This is a genomic window from Streptomyces sp. NPDC002463 (assembly GCF_042889835.1).
GTDB lineage: Bacteria > Actinomycetota > Actinomycetes > Streptomycetales > Streptomycetaceae > Streptomyces > Streptomyces nymphaeiformis.
In genome coordinates this window covers 25,222-49,833 of sequence record NZ_JBIARL010000015.1, presented here as the reverse complement: position 1 = coordinate 49,833, position 24,612 = coordinate 25,222, and the positions used below count along the sequence as shown (strand labels likewise).

Genomic DNA, 24,612 nt, shown 5'->3' with positions numbered 1-24,612 from the left:
GAAGATGTGGCTTCGGTTAACTTCCTCCACATAAAGACGGTTACGAGAATTTCCTTTCTGCACACGAGGCCGCCATGACACCCGAGATGTCCGAAAAGACCATGCTGCGCAGCCGACTTCTGGCCGCCCGCGCCGCACTGCCCCCCGAATCCCTCGTGGAATCCGCCGAATCCCTCGCCCGGCAGGGCATGGAGCTCTCCGAACTCGCCGAGGCGGCCACCGTCGCCGCCTATGTGTCGGTGGGCCGCGAACCCGGCACGCGCGCGCTGCTCGACGCCCTCCACGCGCGCGGAGTGCGGGTCCTGCTCCCCGTCCTGCTCCCCGACAACGACCTGGACTGGGCGGCGTACGAAGGACCGGAGGCGCTGGCGAAGGCCGGCCGCGGCCTCCTGGAGCCCACCGGGCCCCGGCTCGGCCCCGAGGCCGTGTGCGCCGCCGACGCCGTGCTGCTGCCCGGCCTCGCCGTCGACGGGCGCGGGATGCGGCTCGGGCGGGGCGGCGGCTCGTACGACCGGGTCCTCGCCCGGCTCGCACGCGCGGGCGCGGATCCGGCCCTGGTGGTGCTCCTCTACGCGGACGAGGTGGTCGCCCGGGTCCCGGAGGAACCGCACGACCACCCCGTGCACGCGGTGGTGACCCCGCGGGGAGTCACCCGCTTCTCGGACGCCGAGGCGTGAGAAGCGGCTTCCCAGGCCTTACGGCTTGAGGACCAGCGTGTCCTTCACGGCCGCCTCGACCGCCGCCTTGCTGTAGACCCAGTCGTACAGCTCGCCCTTCGCCCAGGCGTCCGTCTGGTCGGTGTAGTTCGAGTGGAAGGCGTGGCCGGAGGCGCCGGTCAGGTTGACCCACCGGGACTTGTCCCAGTCGCCGACGTTGACGACCATCCGCATCGACGGCACCCAGATGACGTCGTAGCCGCCGGCCGCGTTCCAGCCGGTGGCGTCGACGGCCGCCTCGCCGCCGCCCAGGTTCCACGGGCCGCGGTTGAGGAGCTTCTGCACGACGCCGGGTCCGGCGGTGCCGAGGGTCTGGTTCTTCAGGGTCAGCTGGTGCAGCCGGCCCCAGCTCCAGGTGGAGACGTCCTTGCCGAGCTTGGCGGTCAGCTCCCAGCGGGCGTCCTTCATGGCCTGGGCGAGCAGCTGGTCACGGGTCTCGGTGGGCGCGTCGAGCCGGTTGCCCGGGGTGACCCACCACTCGCTCTTCTCCTGCTTGAGGAGCGGGCGGACCACCTCGTACCAGCGGTCGCCGCCGTCCGGCTGCGCCGAGTCGGGGTCGCGCTCGCCGCACTCGCGGACGAGCTTGTTCTGCTCGTCGACCGGTCCGGTGGCCTCGGCCGGGCGGACGTTGATGCAGTCGCCCTCGGCGCGCAGCTCCTTGGGCAGCTTGTTGCCGAAGGCGAGCTTGAGGACGTTGCGCCAGACCGCGTTGAAGTAGGCGGCGGCGGCCGAGTCGGGCTCCTGGGTGTAGTCCCAGCCCTCCAGGAGCTTCTGCGCCTCGCGGACGGACGGGTCGGAGATGTCGATCTTCAGCAGGAGCGGGTTGAGCAGCGTCGCGATCTCGCTGCGGTTGTCCGTCTGCATGGTCCGCATGTCGTCCGGCGAGATCTTTCCGCCGTCCTTGGTCTTCGACTCGATGAGGTCGTTGATCCGCTGGCTGCGCGAGCCGTAGCCCCAGTCCTTGGTGAGCAGGTCGGGGTAGGTCTTCTCGTCGATGACGGCCTGGTTGGCGGTGACGATGTAGCCGCGCTTCGGGTTCTCCTCGTACGGCAGCTTCTCGAAGGGGATGTAGCCCTTCCACTTCCAGGAGGAGTCCCAGCCGGGCGCGGGCAGGGTGCCGTCGCCCTTGGAGCGCTGCGGGATCTTGCCGGGCGACTGGTAGCCGATGTTGCCCTCGGTGTCGGCGTAGATCAGGTTCTGGGAGGGGACCTCGAAGTTCTTCGCGGCGGCCCGGAAGGCGGTGAAGTCCTTGGCGCGGTCGAGCGCGAAGATCGCGTCCATCGACTTGCCCGGCTGGAGGGCGGTCCACTGGAGGGAGACGCCGTAGCCGGTGCCGCGGTCGGGGGCGGCGTTGCCGACGGGCGCCTTCTGGCCGACGGTCTCCAGCTCGGAGGAGCGGTCGGAGACGAGCGGGCCGTGCCCGGTGGAGCGGACGGTGATCTTGCGGTCCTCGCCGCCGGCGACCTTGATGGTCTCCTCGCGGCTCGTGAACGGCTTGACCTTGCCGTCGACGAGGTAGCCGTCGGGGCCGATCTTCTCCAGGTAGAGGTCGGTCACGTCGGCGCCGAGGTTGGTGAGACCCCAGGCGATCTTGTCGTTGTGGCCGATGATCACGCCGGGCATGCCGGAGAAGGTGTAGCCGGCGACGTCGTAGCGGCAGGTCGCCGAGACGGAGCGGCAGTGCAGGCCCATCTGGTACCAGAGGGACGGCAGCTGCGGCGCGAGGTGCGGGTCGTTGGCGAGCAGCGGCTTGCCGGAGGTGGTGAGCCGACCGGAGACGACCCAGGAGTTCGAGCCGATGCCGTTGCCGTTCGGGCCGAGCAGCGCGGGGACGGTGTCGAGGACCTCGGAGAGCGCGCCGAGCTGGGAGGAGACTCCGCCGCTGGAACCACCCGGGCCGGTGCCCGGGGTGTCGCCGGTGGTCGTCCCGTCGCCCTCGGTCGCGTCGGCCTTCGGGTCGAACGCGCCGGTGGACTCGTCGACCGCGCCCTTGTCGACGATCGGCTGGTGGAGCGCGTACGGGTACTCCGGGTACAGCTGCTTGATCTGCTTCGCGCTCAGCCGGCTCGTCATCAGCGAGCGGTCGATCTCGTCCTGCATGTTGCCGCGCAGGTCCCAGGCCATCGCCTTGAGCCAGGCCACCGAGTCGACCGGGGTCCACGGCTCGATCGTGTAGTCGTTGGTGAGGGCGAGCGCCGCGTACTCGACGGAGACGTCCTTCGGGGCGCGGTCCTTCAGGTAGGCGTTGACGCCCTCCGCGTACGCCTGGAGGTACTTCTTCGTCTCCGGCGACAGGACCTTGTCGTACTCCTCCTGCGCGACCCGGCGCCAGCCGAGGGTGCGCAGGAAGGCGTCGGTGTCGACCTGGCTCTCGCCGAACATCTCGGAGAGCCGGCCGGCGGTCACGTGGCGGCGGACGTCCATCTCGTAGAAGCGGTCCTGCGCCTGGACGTAGCCCTGGGCGCGGAAGAGGTCCGCCTCGTTGTCGGCGTAGATCTGCGGGATGCCGTTGGCGTCCCGCTTCACCTCGACGTCCGCGGAGAGCCGGTCGAGGCGGATCTCGCCGGTCGTCTGCGGGAACGAGGCCCGGACGGTGCTGACACCCCAGTAGCCGCCGAAGCCGATGCCCGCGACCAGTGCGAGGACCAGAACGAGGAGGAGAAGGCGGGCACGCCGCCCTTTCTTCTTGGCGGTCTTCTTGCCGGGGGGCGCGGTCGTGTTGGAGGGCATCGCTGTCCTTCGAGGGGCAGGGTGATCCTGGAGTACGGGAGCAACCTTAGGCGCAGCGTCCGGACGGCCCGGACGCGGTGTCAGGAAGAGAACCGTACTGGTGAGCGACGAGACGCAAAGAGAGCGTCAAGAAAACGTTAAAGATTAGGTAAGGTAACGAAGTACCGGCCGCTGGAGGAACGATCCAGCCGCACGTGAGGGGAAGGAACGGCCACTGACTGTCCACCAGCTCAACGAACTCCTGCTCGTCAGCGCACTCGTCCTGCTCGTGGCCGTCGCGGCCGTGCGGATCTCCTCCCGGAGCGGGCTCCCCAGCCTGCTGCTCTACCTGGGCATCGGCATCGCCATCGGCCAGGACGGCATCGGCAACGTCGCCTTCGACAACGCGGAACTCACACAGGTCATCGGCTACGCGGCCCTCGTCGTGATCCTCGCCGAGGGCGGCCTCGGCACGAAGTGGAAGGAGATCAAGCCGGCGCTCCCCGCCGCGATCGTCCTCTCCACCGTCGGCGTCGCCGTCAGCGTCGGCATCACCGCCGCCGGCGCCCACTACCTCGTCGGCCTCGACTGGCGCCAGGCCCTGATCATCGGCGCCGTCGTCTCCTCCACCGACGCCGCCGCCGTCTTCTCCGTCCTGCGCAAGGTGCCCCTGCCCTCGCGCGTCACCGGCGTCCTGGAGGCCGAGTCCGGCTTCAACGACGCCCCCGTCGTCATCCTCGTCGTCGCCTTCTCCACCGCGGGACCCGTCGAGCACTGGTGGGTCCTCGTCGCCGAGATAGCCCTCGAACTCGCCATCGGCGTCGCCGTCGGCCTCGTCGTCGGCCTCGTCGGCGCCTACGGGCTGCGGCACATCGCCCTGCCCGCCTCCGGCCTGTACCCGATCGCCGTCATGGCCATCGCCGTCGTCGCGTACGCCGCCGGAGCCATGGCCCACGGCTCCGGCTTCCTCGCCGTCTACCTGGCCTCGATGGTCCTCGGCAACGCCAAGCTGCCCCACGCGCCCGCGAACCGCGGCTTCGCCGAGGGACTCGGCTGGATCGCGCAGATCGGCATGTTCGTCCTGCTCGGCCTGCTCGTCACCCCGCACGAGCTCGTCCACGACTTCTGGCCCGCCGTCGTCATCGGCCTCGTCCTGACGGTGGTCGCGCGGCCCATGGAGGTCCTGATCAGCCTCGTGCCCTTCCGGATCCCCTGGCAGGAGCAGGCCCTGATGTCCTGGGCCGGCCTGCGCGGAGCCGTCCCCATCATCCTCGCCACCATCCCCATGGTGTCGGGGATCGAGGGCAGCGAGCGGATCTTCAACATCGTCTTCGTCCTCGTCGTCGTCTACACCCTCGTCCAGGGCCCGACGCTGCCCTGGCTCGCGAAGGCCCTCAAGCTGGGCGACTCCGCCGAGGCCGCCGACCTCGGCGTCGAGTCCGCCCCGCTGGAACGACTGCGCGGACACCTGCTCTCCGTCGCCATCCCCGAGCGCTCCCGGATGCACGGCGTCGAGGTCGCCGAGCTGCGCCTGCCCGCAGGAGCCGCGGTCACCCTCGTCGTACGGGAGGACAGCAGCTTCGTCCCCGGGCCCGCGACCGTCCTGCGGCACGGCGACGAACTCCTCGTCGTCGCCACCGACCCCGTACGGGACGCCACCGAACGACGGCTCCGGGCCGTCGGCCAGGGCGGCAAGCTCGCCGGCTGGCTCGGCACCGGGGGCGCGACGGCGGCCTCGGCACCGTCGGCCACGGGACGGTTCCACCTGCCGGGCGGCGACTCTCGGAAGCACGTACCGGACGAGGGTCCACGGAAGAAAACTTCCGAACAGAAGAAAACTTCCGGTTAATCGCAGGCATTAATTCAGGTGCGGGAGCGTTTTCCCAGGCGGGAAGACGCTCTTCCCTGTAGCATGAAGGCACACCAGATCGAACCAACTCTGCCTGACGCAGAGCTGGCGCGACCGTATGGCGGCCGTGGCGCCCCTCCACAGTGGGGCCGGCCCGGTATCTACCGCAGTAACGCGCATGAGGACAGCTCTCGGCGACACCCGCACCACCGTGCAGGGAGCGCGCTACCAGGCGGCAGAAAGGCAAGGACCGTGGCGTCCACGGTCATCACGGACAAGCGGCCCGGCTACGGGCAGCTGCTGCGCACCCCCGGTGCCCTGTCCTTCCTGCTCCCCGGCTTCGCCGCCCGGCAGCCCTTCGCGATGCTGACCATCGGCATCGTCCTGCTCGTGCAGCACACCACCGGATCCTTCGGCAGCGCCGGCGCGGTCGCCGCCGTCACCGGCGTCTCCATGGCGCTCTTCGCCCCCCAGAGCGGCAAGCTCGCCGACCGCTTCGGCCAGCGCGCCGTCCTGATCCCCGGCGTCCTCGTCCACACCGCGTCCGTCTCCCTGCTCGTGGCCCTCGCCCTCGGCGGCGCCCCGCTCTGGGCGCTGTTCCTGGCCGCCGTGCCCTCCGGCGCCTCGGTGCCGCAGGTCGGCCCGATGGTCCGGGCCCGCTGGGCCGCCAAGCTGGACGGCACCCCGCTGATGCCGACGGCCGCCGCCTTCGAATCCGTCACCGACGAGTTCACCTTCGTCGTCGGCCCCGTCCTCGCGACCGCCCTGTGCACCGGCGTCCACCCCGCCGCCGGCCTGATCGCCGAGGCCGCCCTCACCCTCGTCGGCGGCCTGTTCTTCGCCGCACAGCGCGCCACCCAGCCCGCGTACGGCCTGACCGCCACGACCGGCCACGGCAGCGGCGAGCCGCACCGCTCGGCCCTGTCCATCCCCGGCGTCCGCGTCCTGATCGTCGCCTTCCTCGGCATCGGCTCCGTCTTCGGCGGCATGCAGGTCTCCCTCACCGCCTTCACCGAGGAGATCGGCAACCCCGGCGCCAACGGCCTCCTCTACGGGATCTTCGCCGCCGGCAACATGCTCGCCGGCATCGCCATGGGCGCCATCGCCTGGAAGACCGGCCCCCGCCGCCGCCTGATCCTGGGCTACGCCGGCCTCACCGTCGCCGCCTCCCTGCTGTGGACCGCGCACTCCGTGCTGCTCCTCGGCGCCCTGGGCCTCGTCGTCGGTCTGTGCATCGCCCCCGCCCTGATCACCGGCTACACCATCGTCGAGACCCTCATCCCGGCCTCGGCCCGCACCGAGGCCTTCACCTGGCTCACCGGCGCCGTCGCGCTCGGCCAGGCCGCCGCCGTCACGGTCGCCGGCCGCCTCGCCGACGCACACGGCGCGAGCACCGGATTCCTGGTCCCGATGGCGGGCACGGCCCTCGCCCTGGTCACGCTCCTCGCCCTGCGGTCGCGGCTGCGACCCCGCGAGGCGAGCCGGGTCGCGGCACGTGGTATCGGTCACCGCGTGCCCGTGGCGGTGGACTGAGCCCACGGAATACGTCACTATGGATCGTCGTTAGCACTCGATGAGTGTGAGTGCCAGGAGGAAGTCAAGTGCCGACCTACCAGTACCAGTGCACCGAGTGCGGCGAAGGCCTCGAGGCGGTGCAGAAGTTCACCGATGACGCCCTGACCGAGTGCCCCAGCTGCCACGGACGCCTCAAGAAGGTGTTCTCGGCCGTCGGCATCGTCTTCAAGGGCTCCGGCTTCTACCGGAACGACAGCCGCGGCTCGTCGTCCAGCAGCTCGCCGGCCTCGTCGAAGTCCTCGACCACGTCGTCGTCCTCTTCGTCGTCCTCTTCGGACGCGAAGCCGGCCGCGTCGACCGCTTCCTCCTCCTCGACGTCCTCGTCGAGCACCGGAAGCTCGGCCGCCTGACCGTACTTCTCCGAGGGCCCCGTCGCCGTGTGCGACGGGGCCTTCGGTGTTTCCCGTACGGCCCGCGCCTCCGCGAGTCCTGCGTAGGGTGACCGGCATGGCCAACCATGACGTGTACGCGGGCATCGGCGTGATCGGCGGCTCCGGGTTCTACTCGTTCCTGGAGGACGTCACCGAGGTGTCCGTCGACACCCCGTACGGCAGCCCCAGCGACTCCCTGTTCCTCGGCGAGATCGCCGGCCGGCGGGTCGCCTTCCTCCCCCGGCACGGCCGCGGCCACACCGTCCCGCCGCACCGGATCAACTACCGCGCCAACCTCTGGGCGCTGCGCTCCGTGGGCGTACGGCAGGTCCTCGGGCCCTGCTCCGTCGGCGGACTGCGCGAGGAGTACGGACCCGGCACCCTCGTCGTGCCCGACCAGCTCGTCGACCGCACGAAGAGCCGGGCGCAGACCTACTTCGACGGGGAACGGCGGGCCGACGGGGCCGTGCCCAACGTCGTCCACGTGACCTTCGCCGACCCCTACTGCCCGGACGGGCGGCGGGTCGCGGTCAAGGCCGCCCGCGGACGGGACTGGGAGCCGGTGGACGGCGGCACGATGGTCGTCGTCGAGGGCCCCCGCTTCTCCACCCGCGCCGAATCGCGCTGGCACGCCGCCGCCGGCTGGTCCGTCGTCGGCATGACCGGGCACCCCGAGGCCGTCCTCGCCCGCGAGCTCGGCCTCTGCTACACCTCGCTCGCCCTCGTCACCGATCTGGACGCGGGCGCCGAGACCGGCGACGGCGTCTCGCACACCGAGGTGCTGCGGGTCTTCGGCGAGAACGTGGGACGGCTGCGGGAGGTGCTCTTCGACGCGGTGGGGGCGCTGCCGGCGACGGTGGACCGGGACTGCCTGTGCACACGGGCGCACGAGGGCTGGGATCTGGGGATCGAGCTGCCGTAGAAGCTCTGGAGGGCTGCCGTGACGCCCTGGGCGGTGCTGCCGTGACGCCCTTGGGCGGTGCTGCCGTGAACCACCCTTGCGGGCGGGGAAGTTCTCCACAGGCGCGGGGTGATCCCCAGGCCGGAGCGGGACGGTGGCGGAGTCGGGAGAGTGGGAGCACATCCCGTTCCCGACAGGACAGGCGGCACTCCCATGACCATGACGACCTCCTCCTCCGTCCCTCCCCCCTGCACGGTCCCGGCGTTCGAGCCGCTACGGGTCGGGGGCGCCCGGCACCGGCTGCGGCGGACGCTCCGGCGCGGGCGGCTCGTGCCGACGCTGCTCCTGGCCCTGACGGCGGGTGCGCTCGCCGTCGCGAACACGGGCGTCGCTCCGGCCGCACCGCCAGGGCCGACGCCCGCCCGCGCGCGGCCGCCCGCCCCCGTACCCCTGGTGTCCGCGCCGGTACGGATCGCCGACGCCGCGACCGTACGACTCCTGCGGCCCGGCGACCGGGTCGACGTCATCGCCGCGCCCGACTCGCCACTGGGCGGCGAGAGTGAGGCGCGGGTGGTCGCCGCGGGCGCCCGAGTGGCCGAAGTGCCACGACAGGGCGAGACCCGCTCGGACGGAGGGGCGCTCGTCGTCCTGTCCGTGCCGCGGTCGACGGCGGCGGTGCTGGCAGGTGCCGGCGTCACGTCCCGACTGGCGGTGACGGTGTGCTGATTCGCACTGACTCGCTGTCAAGTCACCGTCCCGTGTGTACGGATTGGACGCCCTTGCGCCGTTCACGGCCTAATGGCTCCGCACGCAGCGGTACACGCGATTCCACAGGCGACGAAAGGCACTTCGGTGGCCGAGAAGAAGGAAAGTTTGCTGGGAGGCTTCAAGGCCTTCCTGATGCGGGGCAACGTGATCGACCTGGCGGTGGCGGTCGTCATCGGTGCCGCCTTCACGAACATCGTGAACTCGGTGGTCAAGGGCATCATCAACCCGATCGTCGGCGCCTTCGGCACCAAGGACCTGGAGAGCTACGCGTCCTGCCTCAAGGACCCCTGCCGGGTGGTCAACGGCGAGATGCAGGGCATCCAGCTCCAGTGGGGCCTCGTCCTCAGCGCGGTGCTGAGCTTCCTGATCACCGCGGCCGTCGTCTACTTCCTCATGGTGCTGCCGATGGCGAAGATCCTCGCCAAGCGCGCCGCGCACGAGAAGGCGAAGGAGGGCGTCGAGGAGGTCCTGGAGGTCAGCGAGCTGGAGGTCCTCAAGGAGATCCGCGACCACCTGGTCTCGCAGCGCGGCCCGTCCGTGAACAACACGACGCCGGGCTCCGCGGTCGCCGGCGGGGGGAGCGCGGGGGCGCACTCCACCTCCTGACCGGCGGGACACGCCGGTGTCAGAGGTGGTGCGGCGGCTTCTCGTCGAGGAAGCGCGCGAGGTCGGCGGCGCTGTCGCCGCCGGCCGGAGGCCGCTCGCCCCACCCGCGGTCCGTGTCGTCCGCGGATTGCTGGTCCAGCGGATCGTCGAAGACGAGTACCGGCTTCTTCGGAGTGTTCTCGGGGCTGGACTTCATGCCGGGCTGCTTCGCGTCTCGCGGTCCGTGGGCGGGGGCGGTGCTCATCTCTTCAGACTACGCCTGCTCGCCCGCCCCGTACCCCTCTGATCAGCGGTCTTTCGGGTCGATCGCCCAGAGTCCCAGGACCACCAGGAACGACAGGACGAGGAAGCCCGCGCCCCACCAGGCGGTGCCGGTGTTCCCGGACATCCACTCGTCCACCACGACGGTCAGCCCCCAGAGCTGGCCGATCACCACCGTGAGCGCCAGCGCCAGCCGCGCCGACAGCTTCGACGACCGCTCCGGCTCCTGCTCGGCCCCCGCCCCGGGCCCAGGCCCGGTGTGCCGGATCCGCGGATCGCCGTACCCACTGGTGGCCCGGATCTGCGGGTACCGCTCATGCACGGGCCGGTTCAACCGCGGCTGAGCACTGCCGGGGGCGTAGGCGGGGCGGGGCGGGATGGGGGAGGGGGAGGGGGAGGGCCCCCCTGGGTCTGCGCCGGGGCCGGGGTCTGCGTGGGAGCCTGGTCCTGGTCCTGGGCTCTCCGGGTCCTTCGGGAACGGCGTCTCGGTCACGCGCCCTCACTCCTCTCCGTGGCCTCGCCCTCCAGGCGGGTGCAGAGGGGGCTGCCCTCGCCGCGCTGGCGGCAGTAGCCCTCCTGGAGGCTTTCGCCGGAGCGGGCGGTGCCGATGGCCCAGACGCTGCCGTCGACCTGTTCGATCAGGATCACCTTGGGCAGGCCGCGCGGGGGCGGTCCGGCGGTGACCTCGCCCGTGCGGGCGTCGAAGACGCCCTCGTGGCAGGGGCAGTACAGCTCGCCCTCGCTCCCCCGTTCCCTGCGCCACAGGACGGCGCAGGCGAGGTGGGTGCAGACGGCGGAGTAGCCGGCGAGGGTGCCGTCGTCCATACGGACGGCGATCGCCCGGTCCTCGTCCCCCGGGTAGCGGAAGGCGAGCGACTCGCCGGGTTCGATCCGGTCGGCGATCTTCTTGATCGCGGGGAGGCCGTCGGGGTCGCCGTGCCGGTGCAGGATGCCGGAGGCGACGGCGACGCCGCCGACGGCGAGGCCGCCGGAGACGGTGGCGACGATCCTCAGATAGTCGCGGCGGGTGGTGAGGGAGTCGGCGGCGATCCGGTCGTGGAGCGCTTCCCGGGCCGCGTCGGTGCGGGGGTCCGGGGCCGGTGGCTGCGGGTCGGTGACGCTCAACGGACGCCCTCCCGTCGCCCGCCGCCACCCTTGTCCGAGTTCACTTCGCTCACGTCCCTTCCGTTGATCTCGACGACGGGGAGCCCGCCGGGCACCGGCCACTGGACCTTGTCGGCGGGGACGACCATCGCCACCCCGGTGGAGACGGTGGTGGTGCCGAAGGTGAAGGAGTCGGCGACCTGGACGCCGGGCCGCTCGGCGCGGAGCTCGTCGAGGGTTCCGTAGAAGAGGGCGCCGGTGGGGCAGACGGTGGCGCACATCGGGGCGAGGCCGTAGGCGGTGCGGTCGTAGCAGAGGTTGCACTTCATCTGGAGCTTCGCCTGGAGGTCGATCTTCGGTACGCCGAAGGGGCAGGCGTTGACGCAGTTGGCGCAGCCGATGCAGCGGGTGGTGTCGGCCTGCTGCACGACGCCGTCGGCGGTGACGAGGATCGCGTCGGCGGGGCAGACCTCGGCGCAGGGGGCGACGGGGTCCTCGCAGTGCATGCAGACGGTGGGGAGGGAGGCGACGGAGCGGCCCTCGTCGGGGTAGTCGAGGTGGATCATCGACTTGCCGCGGTGCGAGTCGCATTCGCGGCAGGCGGAGACGCAGGCCTGGCAGCCGATGCAGCGGCCGGGGTCGATGAAGATCGTGCGGCCCATCATGTGCGGGTCAGCTCCTCTCCGCGGTGCCGCGGCCCTGGGGGGAGGTGGGGGGCAGCGGGTCGGTGCGGGAGACCTGGGTCTCCGGGTAGGCCTGCTGTCCGGGGGCGGTGGGCGGGGCGGGGACCTCGTCGACGCGGTCGGCGGCCTCGATGCGGGCGGCGCACACCTTGTACTCCGGGATCTTGGAGCGCGGGTCGAGGGCGTCGATGGTGAGGGCGTTCGCGGCCGTGGGGACGGGCCAGTGGTAGGGCACGAAGACGGTGTCGGGGCGGATGGCCTCGGTGACGAGTGCGGGGAAGACCTCGCTGCCGCGGCGGGTGACGACGCGGACGGGGTCGCCGTTGCGGAAGCCGTGCGAGGGGTGGACCTCGACCCAGGGGCGGGGGGTCTGTTCGACGAGGGCGCCGAGGCGGCGGGTCTGGTTGCCGGAGAGGAAGTGGGCGACGGTGCGGCCGGTGGTGAGCGAGAGGGGGTACTCGTCGCTGTACGGGTCCATGGGCGGGTGCCAGGCGACGGTCTGCAGGTGGATCCTGCCGTCGGGGTGGTAGGTGCGGCCGTCCTCGAAGAGGCGGGGGGTGCCGGGGTGGTCGGTGGTCGGGCAGGGCCAGGCGATGCCGCCGGTCTCCTCCAGGCGTTCGTACGTGATGCCGTAGTAGTCGTTGACGGTTCCGGCGGAGGCGGTGCGGAGCTCCTCGAAGACGGAGCGGGAGTCGGGGAAGGCGAACTTGTCGCCGGCGCCGAGCCGTTTGGCGAGTTCGCAGATGACCCAGGTGTCGGTGCGGACGCCGGCGGGTGGTTCCTGGGCCTTGTTGTGCTTGACGACGCGGGCCTCGGCGTTGGCCATGACGCCTTCGTCCTCGGCCCAGACGGTGACGGGGAAGACGACGTGGGCGTTGGCTGCGGTCTCGGAGAGGAAGAAGTCGAACTGGGCGTGGAATTCGAGGGTGTCGTAGCCGTCCTTGACGGTGGCGTAGTTCGGGAGGGAGACGAAGGGGTTGTTGCAGATGCCGATGAGGCCGCGGATCTCCTGGCGCTGCATCTGCCAGACCATCTCCATCATGGAGGTGCCGGCGGGTGGGAGTTCTGGTTCCTCGATGCCCCAGATCTCGCAGATCTGACGGCGGTGCTCGGGGTTGGTGATGGAGCGGCCGCCGGGGAGGAGGTCGGACTTCTGGCCGTGTTCGCGGCCGCCCTGGCCGTTGCCCTGGCCGGTGATGGTGCCGTAGCCGGCGCCGGGCCTGCCGATGTTCCCGGTGGCGACGCAGAGGTTGATGATCGACAGGCAGTTCTCGACGCCCTGGGAGTGGTGCTCGACGCCGCGGGCGTGCCAGGCCATGGCCTTGTCGGCGCCGGCGAACATGCGGGCGACCCGGACGATCTGTTCCTCGGGGACGCCGCAGATCTCGGCGGAGCGGGCGGGCGGGTAGTCGGCGACGGTCTTCCTGACCTCGTCCCAGCCGGTGGTGTGTGCGGCGAGGTAGTCCTCGTCGGTGAGGCCTTCGGCGACGACGACGTGCAGGACGGCGTTGAAGAAGGCCGAGTCGGTGCCGGGCTTGAGGGCGACGTGGACGTCGGCGGTGCGCGCGATCGCGGTCTCGCGGGGGTCGACGACGACGAGGGTGGCGCCCCGGTCGCGGGCTCCCCACAGGTACTGGGTCATGACGGGGAAGCATTCGCCGACGTTGGAGCCGGCGATGAGGAGGCAGTCGGTGAGGAGGATGTCGGAGAAGGGGTTGCCGGCGCGGTCGATGCCGAAGGCGAGTTTGTTGGCGCCGGCGGCGGAGACCATGCAGAGGCGGCCGTTGTAGTCGACGTGCCGGGACTTGAGGGCGACGCGGGCGAACTTGCCGACGAGGTAGGTCTTCTCGGAGAAGAGGCTGGCGCCGCCGAGGAGCCCGAAGGCGTCGTTGCCGTGCTGCCCCTGGATGCGGCGGATCTCGGCGATGGTGTGGTCGAGGGCCTCTTCCCAGCTGACCTCGTGGAACTCCTCGTCGCGGCTGCGGCGCATGAGGGGTGCGGTGAGCCGGTCGGGGTGGTTGACCTGCTGGTAGGCGTTGATGCCCTTGGGGCAGAGCCGCATGCGGTTGATGTCGTGGTTGCGGGGTTCGACGCCGAAGACCTTGCCGTGGTGGTCGACGCGGAGGTACATGCCGCACTGGACGCCGCAGAAGCAGCAGTGGGTGGGGACGAGGGTCTCGCCGTGCTGGTCGGCGTGCCAGCGGTCGGCGGGGATGCCTCCGGCGTCGCGGAAGTTCCGGGTGCCGGGCGGGGCGAGGGAGGGGTCGAGCGGCAGCGGCCGGCCGGGGGTGGTCGCGGGGTCGGTCGCGGTCACTTGAAGCCCTTCTTCACGTGGTCGAGGTAGGCGGTGCCGCGGAGGACGCGTTTGCAGCGGGGGCAGTACTCGGCCCATGCGTCGAAGCCGAGGTCGAGGTCGCGCATGGTGCCGCGCAGGTTCGCCACGTACGGGGCGGTGTCGATGGGCTCGTGGCAGCGGCGGCAGACGAGGACCTCGTCCTCGCCCTCGCTCGTGCGGCGGGAGGTGTATTTGAAGAGCTGCATGCCGACGGCGGCGGGCCGCTGGACGATGTGGAAGAACTTCCCGAAGGGGATGTAGATGAGGGTGAAGACGACGGACACCATGTGGAGGACGGCGAGGAACTCGTAGCCGCCGCCGTGCAGGAAGATCGAGGAGAAGGTCAGCAGCAGCCCGGTGACCGAGATGACGACGAGGGCGATCAGCGGCACCAGGTCGTAGGCGAAGCGCTGGCCGGTGATGGCGCCCCGGTCCTTCATGCGGCGCCAGAGGAAGTAGGCGGCGCCGGCGATGACGAGGACGGCGGCGATGTCGAGGCCGTGGAACATGAGCCAGCCGAGGAAGCCGAGGGCGTCGAAGCCGATGATCTTGAAACCCCAGATCCGCATCTCGTAACCGGGTCCGGAGCCGGTGGCGGAGGTGAAGGTGAACCAGCCCCAGGTGAGGGGGAAGGTGATCGCCGCGGCGAGCAGACAGCCCCAGAAGAGGAGCTGGTGGGCGGCCCAGCGGGCGTGCGAGCGGGCGCCGAGGAACTTCTGGAAGCCGAGGTAGGTGGCGATCATCCCCGGCAGGGCGGTGGGCGCCCGGCGGAAGTTCGCGGCCGAGAAGAAGGAGCGCCAGCCCTGCCGGAAGAGGCGGCGGGCGCCGGGGGCGGAGATCCAGACCGTGTAGCGGTAGGCGACACCGAAGGCGAGGAAGACGGTGGCGACGGCGTAGGGCAGGAGGGCCGAGTCGAAGTCGCGGAGCAGACGGCTGCCGAAGACGATCGCGAGGATCAGCAGGACGGAGACGGCGGTGCCGGCGAGGACGGCGCGACGGCGCACGGCGGCGGGGGTCTGCGGCGAGGGGCCACCGTCCGCGGTGACTCCGGGCGCGGGGCCCGGGGCGGGGGCGGCGCCGGACGGGGGGCTCGGCTCGGCTGTCTGCGGTGGCTCGGTCACGCGGCCACGGTAAGCCGTATGCCCCGTTCAGTCCTGTTTTGACCACGTTGGGAGTGACGTACGCAGGCGTGGCAGGTGAGCGGGCTCGCCGCCCGCTCTGCTGTGCTGGGGCGCATGACACAACCGTTCCTGCCCCTCACCGCCCGCTCCCGCGAGGAGTCCCACCGGGTCGCCACTCCCCTTGAGCTCTTCTTCGATCTGTGTTTCGTGGTGGCCGTCGCCCAGGCGGGCGCCGAGCTCGTGCACGCGGTCGCCGAGGGCCACGCCGGCCAGGGCATCGCCGACTACGCGATGGTCTTCTTCGCGATCTGGTGGGCCTGGATGAACTTCTCCTGGTTCGCCTCGGCCTATGACAACGACGACGTGCTCTACCGGGTCATCACCCTCCTGCAGATCGCCGGCGTGCTCGTCCTCGCCGCCGGCGTCTCGCGCGCCTTCGAGGAGCACGACTTCCTCGTGGTCTACCTCGGTTACGTGGTGATGCGGCTCGCCATGGCCTCGCAGTGGCTGCGCGCCGCCCGCCACGCCACCGCCCCGGCCGAGCGGACGATGTGCCGCCGGTACGCGGGCGGGGTCCTCGTCGTCCAGGTCGGCTGGCTCGCGCTGGTCCTCGCGCCCGAGCCGGCCCGTCCGTGGGTCTTCCTGGTCATGGCGCTCGCCGAGATGGCCGTTCCGGTGTACGCGGAGAAGGACGCCCCCAGCAACTGGCACCCGCACCACATCGCCGAGCGGTACGGCCTGTTCACCATCATCGTGCTGGGCGAGACGGTCGCCGCGGCGACGGTCGCCGTGAAGACGGGCATCGAGGAGAACGACGCCCTCGGCGAGGTGCTGCCGATCGCCGCGGGCGGTCTGCTGCTCGTCTTCTCCGCCTGGTGGATCTACTTCGTCGTGCCCGCCCACGACCGGTTGACCTCCAGCCGCCAGGGCTTCCTGTGGGGCTACGGCCACTATGTGATCTTCGCGTCGGCCGCGGCCGTCGGGGCGGGCCTGGAGATCGCCGTCGAGCAGGCCGTGGGCAAGGCCCACCTCTCCACGCTCGCGGCCTCGGCCGCCGTGACGATCCCGTCGGCCGTGTTCCTGCTGTCGGTGTGGCTGCTGCACGCCCGCTACTTCAAGGTCGGCATCGCGCAGCAACTGGTCCTGCCGGTCGCGTCGTTCGCGATCCTGATGTGCTCGTTCGCGGGCCGCTGGGCGGTGCTCGCGGCCGGGATCGTCGCAGCGGTCACGGTCGCGGTCGGGGTGACGCTGACGGCGCGCAACCCGCGTACGCGGGCGACGGCGGAGACGGCCTGACGCGCCGCCGTCCGCCGGGCCACAATCCGCACATGATCTTCCACCTCCTCGGGCCGCTCGCGATGTCGGACACCACCGGAACACCGGTCCCCGCCGTCGGCGGCCCCAAGGTCCGCGCACTGCTCGCCCGGCTCCTCCTCGACGCGGGCCGGACCGTCCCGGTGGAACGGCTCGTCGACGGGCTGTACGGGGACGAGCCCCCGGCCGACGCGCAGGGGGCGCTCCAGGCCCAGGTGTCCCGACTGCGTCGGGCTCTCCCGCCGGGCGTGACGGTGGAGTTCTCACCGGCCGGTTACCGGCTGGCGGTCGGTGACCCGGCCACGGACGTGGACGTCCTGCGCTTCGAGGCGCTCGCCGGGGAGGGCGCGAAGGCGGGCGGCGACCCCGTCCGCGCGGCCGGCCTGCTGCGGGAGGCGCTCGGACTCTGGCGGGGCCCGGCGCTGGCCGACGTACGGGACGCGCCGTTCGCAGCGGCCCAGGCGGCCCGCCTCGAAGCGCTGCGGCTCGACGTGGTGGAGGAGTGGGCGACCGCCGAGCTGGCCGTCGGCGGCGACCTGACCCACCTCGTACGGGCGTTGGAGGAGCCGGTACGGGAGCAGCCGCTGCGGGAGCGGCTGCGGGGGCTGCAGATGCGGGCGCTCGGCGCGACGGGGCGGCAGGCGGAGGCGCTCGCGGTGTACGAGGAGGTACGGGCGGCCCTCGCCGAGGAGCTGGGGGCGGATCCGTCACCGGAGCTGTCGGCCGTGCACCTGGAGGTGCTGCGGGGCGGACCGGCGACGCGGGACCGTTCCTTCCCCCCTCTACCGGCACCCCTGACGGACTTCGTGGGCCGCGAACGGGAACGGGAACGGCTGACGGCGCTGCTGGGCGCCGCGCGGCTGGTGACCCTGGTGGGCGCGGGAGGCGCGGGCAAGACCCGCCTGGCCGTGGAGGTGGGGGCGGGGCTGCCGGGGGAGGTGGGGTTCGTGGACCTGGGGGCGGTGGGGGGCACGGGGTCGGGTTCCGCTTCCGGCGAGGTCGGGGAGGCGTTCGCGGCGGCGCTCGGTGTGCGGGGGGCGGCGCGGCTCGAGGCGGCCCTGGCCGGGCGGCCGGTGCTGCTGATCGTGGACAACTGCGAGCACGTCGTCGCGGAGACGGCGCTCCTCGTACGGCGGCTGCTCGCCGCCTGCCCGGGGCTGCGGGTGCTGACGACGAGCCGGGAGGCGCTCGGCATCACCGGGGAGTCCCTGCTGCCGCTCGGCGCGCTGGCGCCGGAGGCGGCGGAGGAGTTGTTCGTGCGGCGGGCTGCGGCGGTCCGGCCCGGTTTCACGGGCCACGCGCGCGTGGCGGAGCTCTGCGCGGGACTCGACGGGCTGCCGCTCGCGGTCGAGCTGGCGGCGGCCCGGTTGCGGACCCTGTCCGTGGAGGAGCTGGCGGACGGTCTCGGGGCGCGGTTCGAGCTGCTCTCGCGCGGGGACCGCACGGCGCCGGAGCGGCACCGCACGCTGCGGGCGGTGGTGGAGTGGAGCTGGTCGCTGCTCGAACCCGGCGAGCGGGAACTGGCCGCGCGGCTCTCGGTGTTCCGGGGCGGGGCGACGGCGGAGGCGGTGGCCCGGGTGTGCGGGGCGGACGCGGACGCGCCGGCGTCACTGGTGGAGAAGTCGCTGGTGGAGGTACGGGACGACGGCCGGTACCGGATGCTCGAGACGATCCGGGCGTACGCCGCCGAGCGGCTCCCGGAGGGGGACCCTGCGGTCGCCGCGCACCACGCGTACTACCGGGAGCTCGCCGAGGCGGCCGATCCTGAACTGCGGGGGCCGGCCCAGCTGGAGTGGCTGGCCCGGCTGGACGCGGAGGACGCGAACCTGCGGGCGGCGCTGCGGCGCGGCACACCGGAGGACGGGCTGCGGCTGGTGGCGGCGCTCAGTCCGTACTGGTGGCTGCGCGGGCTCCGGGGCCGGGTGGCGGCGCCGGTCGCGGAGCTTCTGGACCGGGTGGAGCCGACGGCGGAACTCGGCGAGGAGTACGCGCTGTGCGTCCTGGCGGCGGGCCTGAGGGAGGGCGAACACGTGGACCGGGCGCGGGGGTTCCTCGCCGGGCGTACGGCTCCGCTGCGGCAGCCGTACACGGCCTTCCTCTGGTCGACGTCCATCGGCCCCCTGGAGGGCCTCCGCCTGGGCGACGACGCCTGGTCGCACGCCCTGGGCCTGGTGGGCAACGCCCACCTGTCGTCCTCGGAGCCCCTGTTCCTGGAGGCCCTCGCCGAATTCCGGGCGCTGGGCGAACGCTGGGGCACGGCAACGGCCCTGGAGGGCCTCGCGGCGCACTCCACGGACCCCCTCCCCCTCCTCGCGGAGGCCCTGACCCTCTTCGAGTCCCTGGGCGTGGCCGAGGACGTCGTGGACCTCCTCCACCGCCGCGCCGCGGTCCACGAGGCGGCGGGGGACTCGGGTTCGGCCTCGGCGGACCGCGCCCGCGCACGGGAGACGGCACGCCGGGCGGGGCTGCCGGGCTGACGTCCGCGGCGGCCCTCTGCGCACCCACGCGCGCGGCCGGGGCGGTGCGCAGGCCCACGACGGGGCGCGGAAGCGCCGCCCGCGACGGGGCCGTCAGTGGGTGTCAGTCCGTCGTCAGTGGTTCGTCAGCGCGCCGCGCGAGTGTTCTTCCCGTGCCCCGGGGAGCCGCCCCGGGCCGCAGACCGAGGAGAACGCCATGTCGCAGCCCCGCACCGCCCTCGTCACCGGTTCCTCCCGTGGCATCGGGCGCGCCATCGCCCGTCGGCTCGCCGGCGACGGGATGGTCGTCGCCGTGCACTACGGGCAGGACGCCGCCGCCGCGCAGGAGACCGTGGACCTGATCGTCCGGGACGGCGGGCGGGCGTTCTCCGTCGGGGCCGACCTGGCCGCGCCCGACGGCGTGACCGCTCTCGTCGAGGGCGTCCGGGCCGGCCTCGCCGCCCACACCGGCGAGGCGGCACTCGACGTCCTGGTCAACAACGCCGCCGCGACCACCTCCGGCGGGCACCTCGCGGACGAGACCCCCGAGCAGTTCGACCGCGTCTTCGCGGTCAACGTCCGGGCGCCGTACTTCCTCGTGCAGGGCCTGCTGCCGATGCTGCGGGACGGCGGCCGGATCATCAACATCGGTTCGGCCGTCACCCGCATCGCGCTCGCCGACGAGCTGGCGTACGCGATGACGAAGGGCGCGATGGAGACCTTCACCCGCACGCTCGCCAACGTCGTCGGGCCGCGCCGGATCACCGTCAACACCGTCGCCCCCGGGCCGACGCAGACCGCCGGGCTCACCGCCGCCCTCGTCGCGATGCCGCAGCTGGAGGGCATGCTGATCGACGGTCAGGCGCTGCCGTGGGTCGGGCAGCCGGAGGACATCGCCGACCCGGTCGCCTTCCTGGCCTCGGAGGACGGCCGCTGGATCACCGGCACGGTGATCGACGCCTCCGGCGGCACGTACCTCGGTCCGAAGCGCTGAGCCAAGACCCGTGGTAGGCAGGGGACATGACACTGCCCGAGGAGACGACGAACCGGCGGGACGCGATCACCGACGTGAGCGGGCTGCGCGTGGGCCACGCGCGTGTGGCCGGGCCCGGGGCGCTGAGCGGCACCACCGTGGTCCTCGCCCCGGAGGGCGGGGCCGTCGCCGCCGTGGACGTACGGGGCGGCGGCCCCGGCACGCGGGAGACGGACGCCCTGGACCCGCGGAACGTGGTCCAGCGGATCGACGCGGTCGTCCTGACCGGCGGCAGCGCGTACGGCCTGGATTCCGCCGCCGGGGTGATGGCCTGGCTGGCGGAGCGGAACCGCGGCGTGCGCGTGGGCCCCGACCCGTCCCACGTCGTACCGGTGGTGCCCGCCGCGTGCGTCTTCGACCTGGGCCGGGGCGGCGACTTCACCGCCCGCCCGGACGCGTCGACGGGCCGGGCCGCGGCGGAGGAGGCCGCCGCGAGCGGGGACCGCGCGCACGTGGAGACGGGCGCGGTCGGCGCGGGCACCGGGGCCGTGGCCGGCGGGCTGCGCGGCGGGGTGGGGACGGCGAGCACCGTCCTGGAGTCGGGGATCACGGTCGCCGCACTCGTCGTCGTGAACGCGGTGGGCTCGGCCGTCGACCCGACGACCGGCGTCCCGTACGGCAGCTACTTCGAGCCCGGCCGGCCCGCCTTCCCGGACACCGCGGTCCACGAGGCGGCACAGCGGCGCCTCGCGGAGGCGCGGAGGGCCGCAGCCCCTCCCCCGATGAACACGACGCTCGCCGTCGTCGCCACGGACGCCGCGCTGACCCGGGCCCAGGCGCAGAAGGTCGCGGGCACGGCGCACGACGGCATCGCGCGCGCGGTGCGGCCGGTGCACCTGATGAACGACGGGGACACGGTCTTCGCGCTCGCCACGGGGGCGCGGGAGCTGCCGGAGGGGCCGGGCCCGCTCGCCCTGAACGAGATCCTGGCGGCGGGCGCGGACCTCGTGACCCGGGCGATCGTCCGCGCCGTCCTCGCCGCCCCCGGCGGCCTGCGCGGTCCGGGCGGCGACCTCCCCTCGTACCGCGAGCTGTACGGGACGGACGCGGAGGCGTACTCCCGGTAAGCCCAAGGGAGTTGAAGGAAAGGGGCGGGAACTTCCCAAGCGCGCCCTTCGTTTTCCCGAACCCCGGACCAGATGTCAGACCCAGGGACTACGTTAAGCAAGCACCAAGTGACATGCGGCGACGGCCTGGAGACCCTCTTGAACGATCCGCAGGATCCTCACGATCCGTACGAGACGACCGAGACGCACCTTGAGCGGCTCCTCGGCCGGGCGCTCAACTCCTTCGACCTGCCCGACTCGATCGTCGAGCGCCTCGGCACGGCGCTCGCCCACTCCAGCGCGCTGCACTCCTCGCACCACAGCGCGTCGCTGCACCGCACGACCCACCGCCACACGTATCTGCTCGCCGACGGCAGCGCGCTCAGCCTCTGGGAGCTCGCGCACAACGCCGGCCGGGACGGCACCGAGCAGTTCGAGCTGTACGCGGAGGAGTCGGAGGCGCGGCTCGCCGCCTCCCGCCTCCCGACCGGGCCGCTGCCCCGCTGGACGGCGGAGCACTCCGACGGCCGCGTCCTCGACGAGGACGACGACCTGGAGCTGCTGAGCGCGCTCCTCGCCCGCCCGATACCCGCCCAGCCCCGGATGTACGTGCCGGACAACTCGGCCGACCACGCGCGCCGCGTCCTGCGCCGCGCGGAGAACGCGGACCGGCCGGGCGAGCGGACGGCCCGCCGGCTCCGGCTGGCCTTCGCGCACCACATCACGCAGGCCTTCGGACGCCACTGCCCGGTGGAAGGCGGCCGGGACGCCGGCTTCACCCTCTACGAGCACCAGTTCCTGCTGCTCGACGGCAGCGAGGTCAGCCTCTGGGAGGTCGAGCACACGGCGACGCCGGACGGCCGGCACATGTGCGAGGTGTACGAGGACGAGCACACGGCGCGGGGAGCGATGGAGTCCCGCTCGCGGGTGCGCTGACGGCGCCGGTCCACGCGCGCCGGCGACCCGCCGGGCCGGGTGGGCTCGCGACCCGCCGGGCCGGGTACGGCTAAGGGCCCTGGCCCCGGGGTTAATCCCGGGGCCAGGGCCCTTAGCGCTTCCGGCTCTTCCGGCGACTCAGTGCGTGAGCACCGGCTCCTTGTCGACGTCGACCGTCCCGGCCTCGCCGTCGGCGTCACCGTCGCCGCCGCCCTCCAGGTGCTGCTTCGGCTTCGCCGGCAGCGCGAACATCACCAGGAAGATCAGGGCGAGCACGCCCGCCGCCCAGCCCAGCGAGTTCTGGAAGGCGTTCGTGAACGCCGTCCCCACCTCGGCCGGGGCCTTCGCGAGCCGCTCGTCGTCGATCGTCCCGAAGAAGACCACCGACACCAGGCCGAGGCCGAGCGCGTTGCCCATCTGGCCGGTCGTGTTGATCAGGCCCGAGGCCGAACCGGCGTGCTCCTTCGGCACCTCCGAGAGCACCGCGTCCGTCAGCGGCGCCACGATCAGGCCCATGCCGAGACCCATGACCACCAGCGGCGGAATCATCTGCCAGGAGTGGATCCCGGTCTCGTACCGGCCCGCGACGAAGAAGTAGAGCAGGATGCCCGCGATCATCGTCAGCGCGCCCGCCTGGAGCACCTTCCGGCCGAAGCGCGGCACCAGCTTCTGCACGGACATGCCCGCGGCCACCGACACCGAGATCGAGAACGGCACTCCGGTCAGGCCCGCCTTCAGCGGGCTCCAGCCGAGCCCGATCTGCATGTACAGCGTCCAGACCAGGAAGAAGATGCCGAGCACGACACCGAAGGTCAGCTGCACCGCGATACCGGCCGCGAAGCTCTTCACCTTGAACAGCGACAGCTCGATCAGCGGCGAACCGTCCTTCTTCGTCTTGTACTTCTCGTACGCCACGAGCGCGCCGAAGACGAGCAGGCTGCCGGCCATCATCAGGTGACCCCACAGCGGCCAGTCCAGCTCACGGCCGCGCGTCAGCGGGTAGACCAGCATCAGCAGCGCGGTCGTCACCAGGAGCACGCCGACCATGTCGAGCTTGAGCGCCTTCGGCGCCTTCGACTCGGTGATGAACTTCCGGCCCAGGATCAGCGCGGCGATGCCGACCGGCAGGTTGATGAGGAAGATCGGGCGCCACTCCAGGTCCGCGATGTTCCACTGGGTGAGCAGCGCGCCGAGCAGCGGGCCCGAGACCGCGCCGAGGCCGATGATCGCGCCGAACATCCCGAAGACCTTGCCGCGCTCGTGCGCCGGGAAGGTGACGTGGATGATCGACAGGACCTGCGGCACCATCATCGCGGCCGCCGCTCCCTGGAGCAGCCGGGAGCCGACCAGCATCTCCTGGTTGGCCGCGAAGCCGCAGAGCGCCGAGGCGAGGGTGAAGCCGGCCGTGCCGAGGAGGAAGAGGCGCTTGCGGCCGTAGATGTCCCCGAGCCGTCCGCCGGTGATCAGGCCGGCGGCGAACGCGAGCGCGTACCCGGCGGTGATCCACTGGATGGCCCCGAACGAGGCGCCGAGGTCCTTCTCGATGCTGGGGATCGCGATGTTGACGATCGTGGCGTCGACCAGGTCCATGAAGGCGGCGGTCATGACGATGGCGAGGGCGATCCAGCGCCGCTTGTCGCCTGCCGTGGCCGCTTCGGTGGCGGCGTCGTGTGAACTCATACGAAGAAGATAGAAGTCATGTAGGTCAGCTCATGTCCTAGATGGGCCGCATCCTTGAAGACATGACGGATACCCCGGCACGACTCCTGAATCTGCTCTCGCTCCTCCAGACCCCGCGCGAGTGGCCCGGAAGCGAACTCGCCGAACGGCTCTCGGTCTCCCCGCGCACCATCCGCCGTGACATCGACCGGCTCCGCGACCTCGGCTACCCCGTCGAGGCGACGATGGGCGCGGTCGGCGGCTACCGCCTCGTCGCGGGTACGGCGATGCCGCCGCTGCTCCTCGACGACGAGGAGGCCGTCGCGATCGCCGTCGGCCTGCGGGCGGGGGCCGGGCACGCCATCGAGGGCGTCGAGGAGGCGTCCGTACGGGCCCTGGCGAAGCTGGAGCAGGTGCTGCCGTCGCGGCTCCGGCACCGGGTCTCGGTCCTCCAGAACGCGACGATCCCGCTGACCCGGGGCGACGGCGCCACCGTCACCCCCGCGACCCTGACCACGCTCGCGGGCACGGTGACGGCGCACGAGCGGCTGCGGTTCGGCTACCGGGCGGGGGACGGGTCGGAGACGAAGCGGCTCGTGGAGCCGTACCGGCTGGTGTCGACGGGGCGGCGCTGGTACCTCGTCGCGTACGACCTGGGGCGGGAGGACTGGCGGACGTTCCGGGTGGACCGGGTGAGCGAGCCGTTCGCGACGGGCGCGCGGTTCGCTCCGCGGGAGCTGCCGTCCGGTGATGCGGCGACGTACATGGCCCGCTCCATGTCGCGGGCCCAGGGCGAGGTCGACCTCGACGTGTCGTTCGCGGCGCCGGCGGAATTCGTGGTGGCGCGCCTGCCGTCCCACCTGGTCCCGGTGGCGGAGGGCCCGGACCGCTGCCGGCTCCGCGCCCGGGTGGCGGACTCGGTGGAATGGCTGGCCCTACGCCTGGCCCTGATGGACATCACCTTCACGGTCCACGGCCCGGAGCCCCTGATCACGTACATGCGGGACCTGTCGGCGCGCTTGGAAGCGGCGACGAACGCCTGACGCCGCTGTGGGCGCGCGCCCGCCCGTTGTGGGCAATCGTCCCGCCGGGGCGAGGGGGTCCCCCCTGCTCGAGCGAAGCCGAGAGCTCGGGGGAGGGTGGGCACAACGGAACGGCGCCCTTGCCGG

General features: G+C 72.3%; 21 protein-coding genes. 13 read left to right on the top strand and 8 right to left on the bottom strand.

Features of this window, described 5'->3' with window-relative positions; genetic code table 11:
• The first annotated feature begins 74 nt into the window (after positions 1–74).
• Positions 75–677 carry a 5-formyltetrahydrofolate cyclo-ligase gene (locus ACFYX3_RS28000; RefSeq protein WP_389018796.1) on the top strand — a complete coding sequence of 201 codons (603 nt, stop codon included), beginning with the start codon at positions 75–77 and terminating at the stop codon, positions 675–677.
• An 18-nt stretch (positions 678–695) separates the two neighbouring features.
• Here the strand turns inward: ACFYX3_RS28000 and ACFYX3_RS27995 are convergent, their stop codons facing one another.
• On the bottom strand, positions 696–3,446 hold the full coding sequence (locus tag ACFYX3_RS27995; RefSeq protein WP_389018793.1) for a penicillin acylase family protein: 2,751 nt from the start codon (positions 3,444–3,446) through the stop codon (positions 696–698).
• A gap of 214 nt (positions 3,447–3,660) precedes the next feature.
• Here ACFYX3_RS27995 and ACFYX3_RS27990 point away from each other — a divergent pair, with 214 nt between their 5' ends.
• The 6 genes from ACFYX3_RS27990 (at position 3,661) to mscL (ending at position 9,495) form a co-directional block, all read left to right on the top strand.
• Complete coding sequence (locus ACFYX3_RS27990) at positions 3,661–5,274, top strand: potassium/proton antiporter (protein WP_389019228.1); 1,614 nt, start codon at positions 3,661–3,663, stop codon at positions 5,272–5,274.
• A 252-nt stretch (positions 5,275–5,526) separates the two neighbouring features.
• Complete coding sequence (locus tag ACFYX3_RS27985) at positions 5,527–6,807, top strand: MFS transporter (RefSeq protein ID WP_389018790.1); 1,281 nt, start codon at positions 5,527–5,529, stop codon at positions 6,805–6,807.
• Positions 6,808–6,875: 68 nt separating this feature from the next.
• Positions 6,876–7,199 (top strand): FmdB family zinc ribbon protein, encoded by a 324-nt coding sequence (locus ACFYX3_RS27980; protein ID WP_116160481.1) that lies wholly within the window; start codon positions 6,876–6,878, stop codon positions 7,197–7,199.
• A gap of 97 nt (positions 7,200–7,296) precedes the next feature.
• A complete protein-coding gene (locus ACFYX3_RS27975) occupies positions 7,297–8,142 on the top strand; it encodes an S-methyl-5'-thioadenosine phosphorylase (RefSeq protein ID WP_389018787.1) in 846 nt (281 codons plus the stop codon).
• Between the two features lie 192 nt (positions 8,143–8,334).
• A complete protein-coding gene (locus ACFYX3_RS27970; RefSeq protein WP_389018784.1) occupies positions 8,335–8,847 on the top strand; it encodes a hypothetical protein in 513 nt (170 codons plus the stop codon).
• Between the two features lie 126 nt (positions 8,848–8,973).
• Positions 8,974–9,495: a large conductance mechanosensitive channel protein MscL gene (mscL, locus tag ACFYX3_RS27965; protein WP_376582332.1), complete on the top strand. Its 522-nt coding sequence runs from the start codon at positions 8,974–8,976 to the stop codon at positions 9,493–9,495.
• Positions 9,496–9,514: 19 nt separating this feature from the next.
• Here mscL and ACFYX3_RS27960 read toward each other — a convergent pair whose 3' ends face one another.
• From ACFYX3_RS27960 to ACFYX3_RS27935, 6 genes are read right to left on the bottom strand one after another with little or no spacing between them, the layout of a single operon-like run.
• Positions 9,515–9,739 (bottom strand): hypothetical protein, encoded by a 225-nt coding sequence (locus ACFYX3_RS27960; RefSeq protein ID WP_116160477.1) that lies wholly within the window; start codon positions 9,737–9,739, stop codon positions 9,515–9,517.
• Between the two features lie 42 nt (positions 9,740–9,781).
• Positions 9,782–10,249 (bottom strand): hypothetical protein, encoded by a 468-nt coding sequence (locus tag ACFYX3_RS27955; protein WP_389018779.1) that lies wholly within the window; start codon positions 10,247–10,249, stop codon positions 9,782–9,784.
• On the bottom strand, positions 10,246–10,881 hold the full coding sequence (locus tag ACFYX3_RS27950; protein ID WP_376582334.1) for a ubiquinol-cytochrome c reductase iron-sulfur subunit: 636 nt from the start codon (positions 10,879–10,881) through the stop codon (positions 10,246–10,248). Before ACFYX3_RS27950 ends, ACFYX3_RS27955 begins: the two co-directional genes overlap by 4 nt.
• Positions 10,878–11,525 carry a 4Fe-4S dicluster domain-containing protein gene (locus tag ACFYX3_RS27945; protein ID WP_389018776.1) on the bottom strand — a complete coding sequence of 216 codons (648 nt, stop codon included), beginning with the start codon at positions 11,523–11,525 and terminating at the stop codon, positions 10,878–10,880. The genes ACFYX3_RS27950 and ACFYX3_RS27945 overlap by 4 nt, the downstream gene beginning before the upstream one ends.
• A 7-nt stretch (positions 11,526–11,532) precedes the next feature.
• Positions 11,533–13,857 (bottom strand): molybdopterin oxidoreductase family protein, encoded by a 2,325-nt coding sequence (locus ACFYX3_RS27940; RefSeq protein ID WP_389018773.1) that lies wholly within the window; start codon positions 13,855–13,857, stop codon positions 11,533–11,535.
• On the bottom strand, positions 13,854–14,999 hold the full coding sequence (locus ACFYX3_RS27935) for an MFS transporter (RefSeq protein WP_389018770.1): 1,146 nt from the start codon (positions 14,997–14,999) through the stop codon (positions 13,854–13,856). The genes ACFYX3_RS27940 and ACFYX3_RS27935 overlap by 4 nt, the downstream gene beginning before the upstream one ends.
• Before the next feature lie 114 nt (positions 15,000–15,113).
• Here ACFYX3_RS27935 and ACFYX3_RS27930 point away from each other — a divergent pair, with 114 nt between their 5' ends.
• The 5 genes from ACFYX3_RS27930 to ACFYX3_RS27910 all read left to right on the top strand — a co-directional run bounded on the left by ACFYX3_RS27930 (position 15,114) and on the right by ACFYX3_RS27910 (position 21,784).
• Positions 15,114–16,295 (top strand): low temperature requirement protein A, encoded by a 1,182-nt coding sequence (locus tag ACFYX3_RS27930; RefSeq protein WP_389018767.1) that lies wholly within the window; start codon positions 15,114–15,116, stop codon positions 16,293–16,295.
• Between the two features lie 32 nt (positions 16,296–16,327).
• Entirely contained in the window at positions 16,328–18,790 is a 2,463-nt protein-coding gene (locus ACFYX3_RS27925; RefSeq protein ID WP_389018764.1) for an ATP-binding protein, read from the top strand.
• 196 nt (positions 18,791–18,986) lie between these two features.
• Positions 18,987–19,763, top strand: a complete 777-nt coding sequence (locus tag ACFYX3_RS27920) for an SDR family oxidoreductase (protein ID WP_389018761.1) — start codon at positions 18,987–18,989, stop codon at positions 19,761–19,763.
• Positions 19,764–19,789: 26 nt separating this feature from the next.
• Positions 19,790–20,869: a P1 family peptidase gene (locus tag ACFYX3_RS27915; protein WP_389018758.1), complete on the top strand. Its 1,080-nt coding sequence runs from the start codon at positions 19,790–19,792 to the stop codon at positions 20,867–20,869.
• A gap of 72 nt (positions 20,870–20,941) precedes the next feature.
• A complete protein-coding gene (locus tag ACFYX3_RS27910; protein ID WP_376582348.1) occupies positions 20,942–21,784 on the top strand; it encodes a DUF6227 family protein in 843 nt (280 codons plus the stop codon).
• Positions 21,785–21,922: 138 nt separating this feature from the next.
• On the opposite strand, the gene ACFYX3_RS27905 is transcribed toward ACFYX3_RS27910, so the two are convergent.
• Positions 21,923–23,464 (bottom strand): MFS transporter, encoded by a 1,542-nt coding sequence (locus ACFYX3_RS27905; RefSeq protein ID WP_389018753.1) that lies wholly within the window; start codon positions 23,462–23,464, stop codon positions 21,923–21,925.
• Between the two features lie 62 nt (positions 23,465–23,526).
• Here ACFYX3_RS27905 and ACFYX3_RS27900 point away from each other — a divergent pair, with 62 nt between their 5' ends.
• The gene (locus ACFYX3_RS27900; protein ID WP_389018750.1) at positions 23,527–24,486 is read left to right on the top strand and encodes a helix-turn-helix transcriptional regulator; all 960 of its coding nucleotides are present in this window, start codon (positions 23,527–23,529) and stop codon (positions 24,484–24,486) included.
• Positions 24,487–24,612 lie beyond the last annotated feature (126 nt).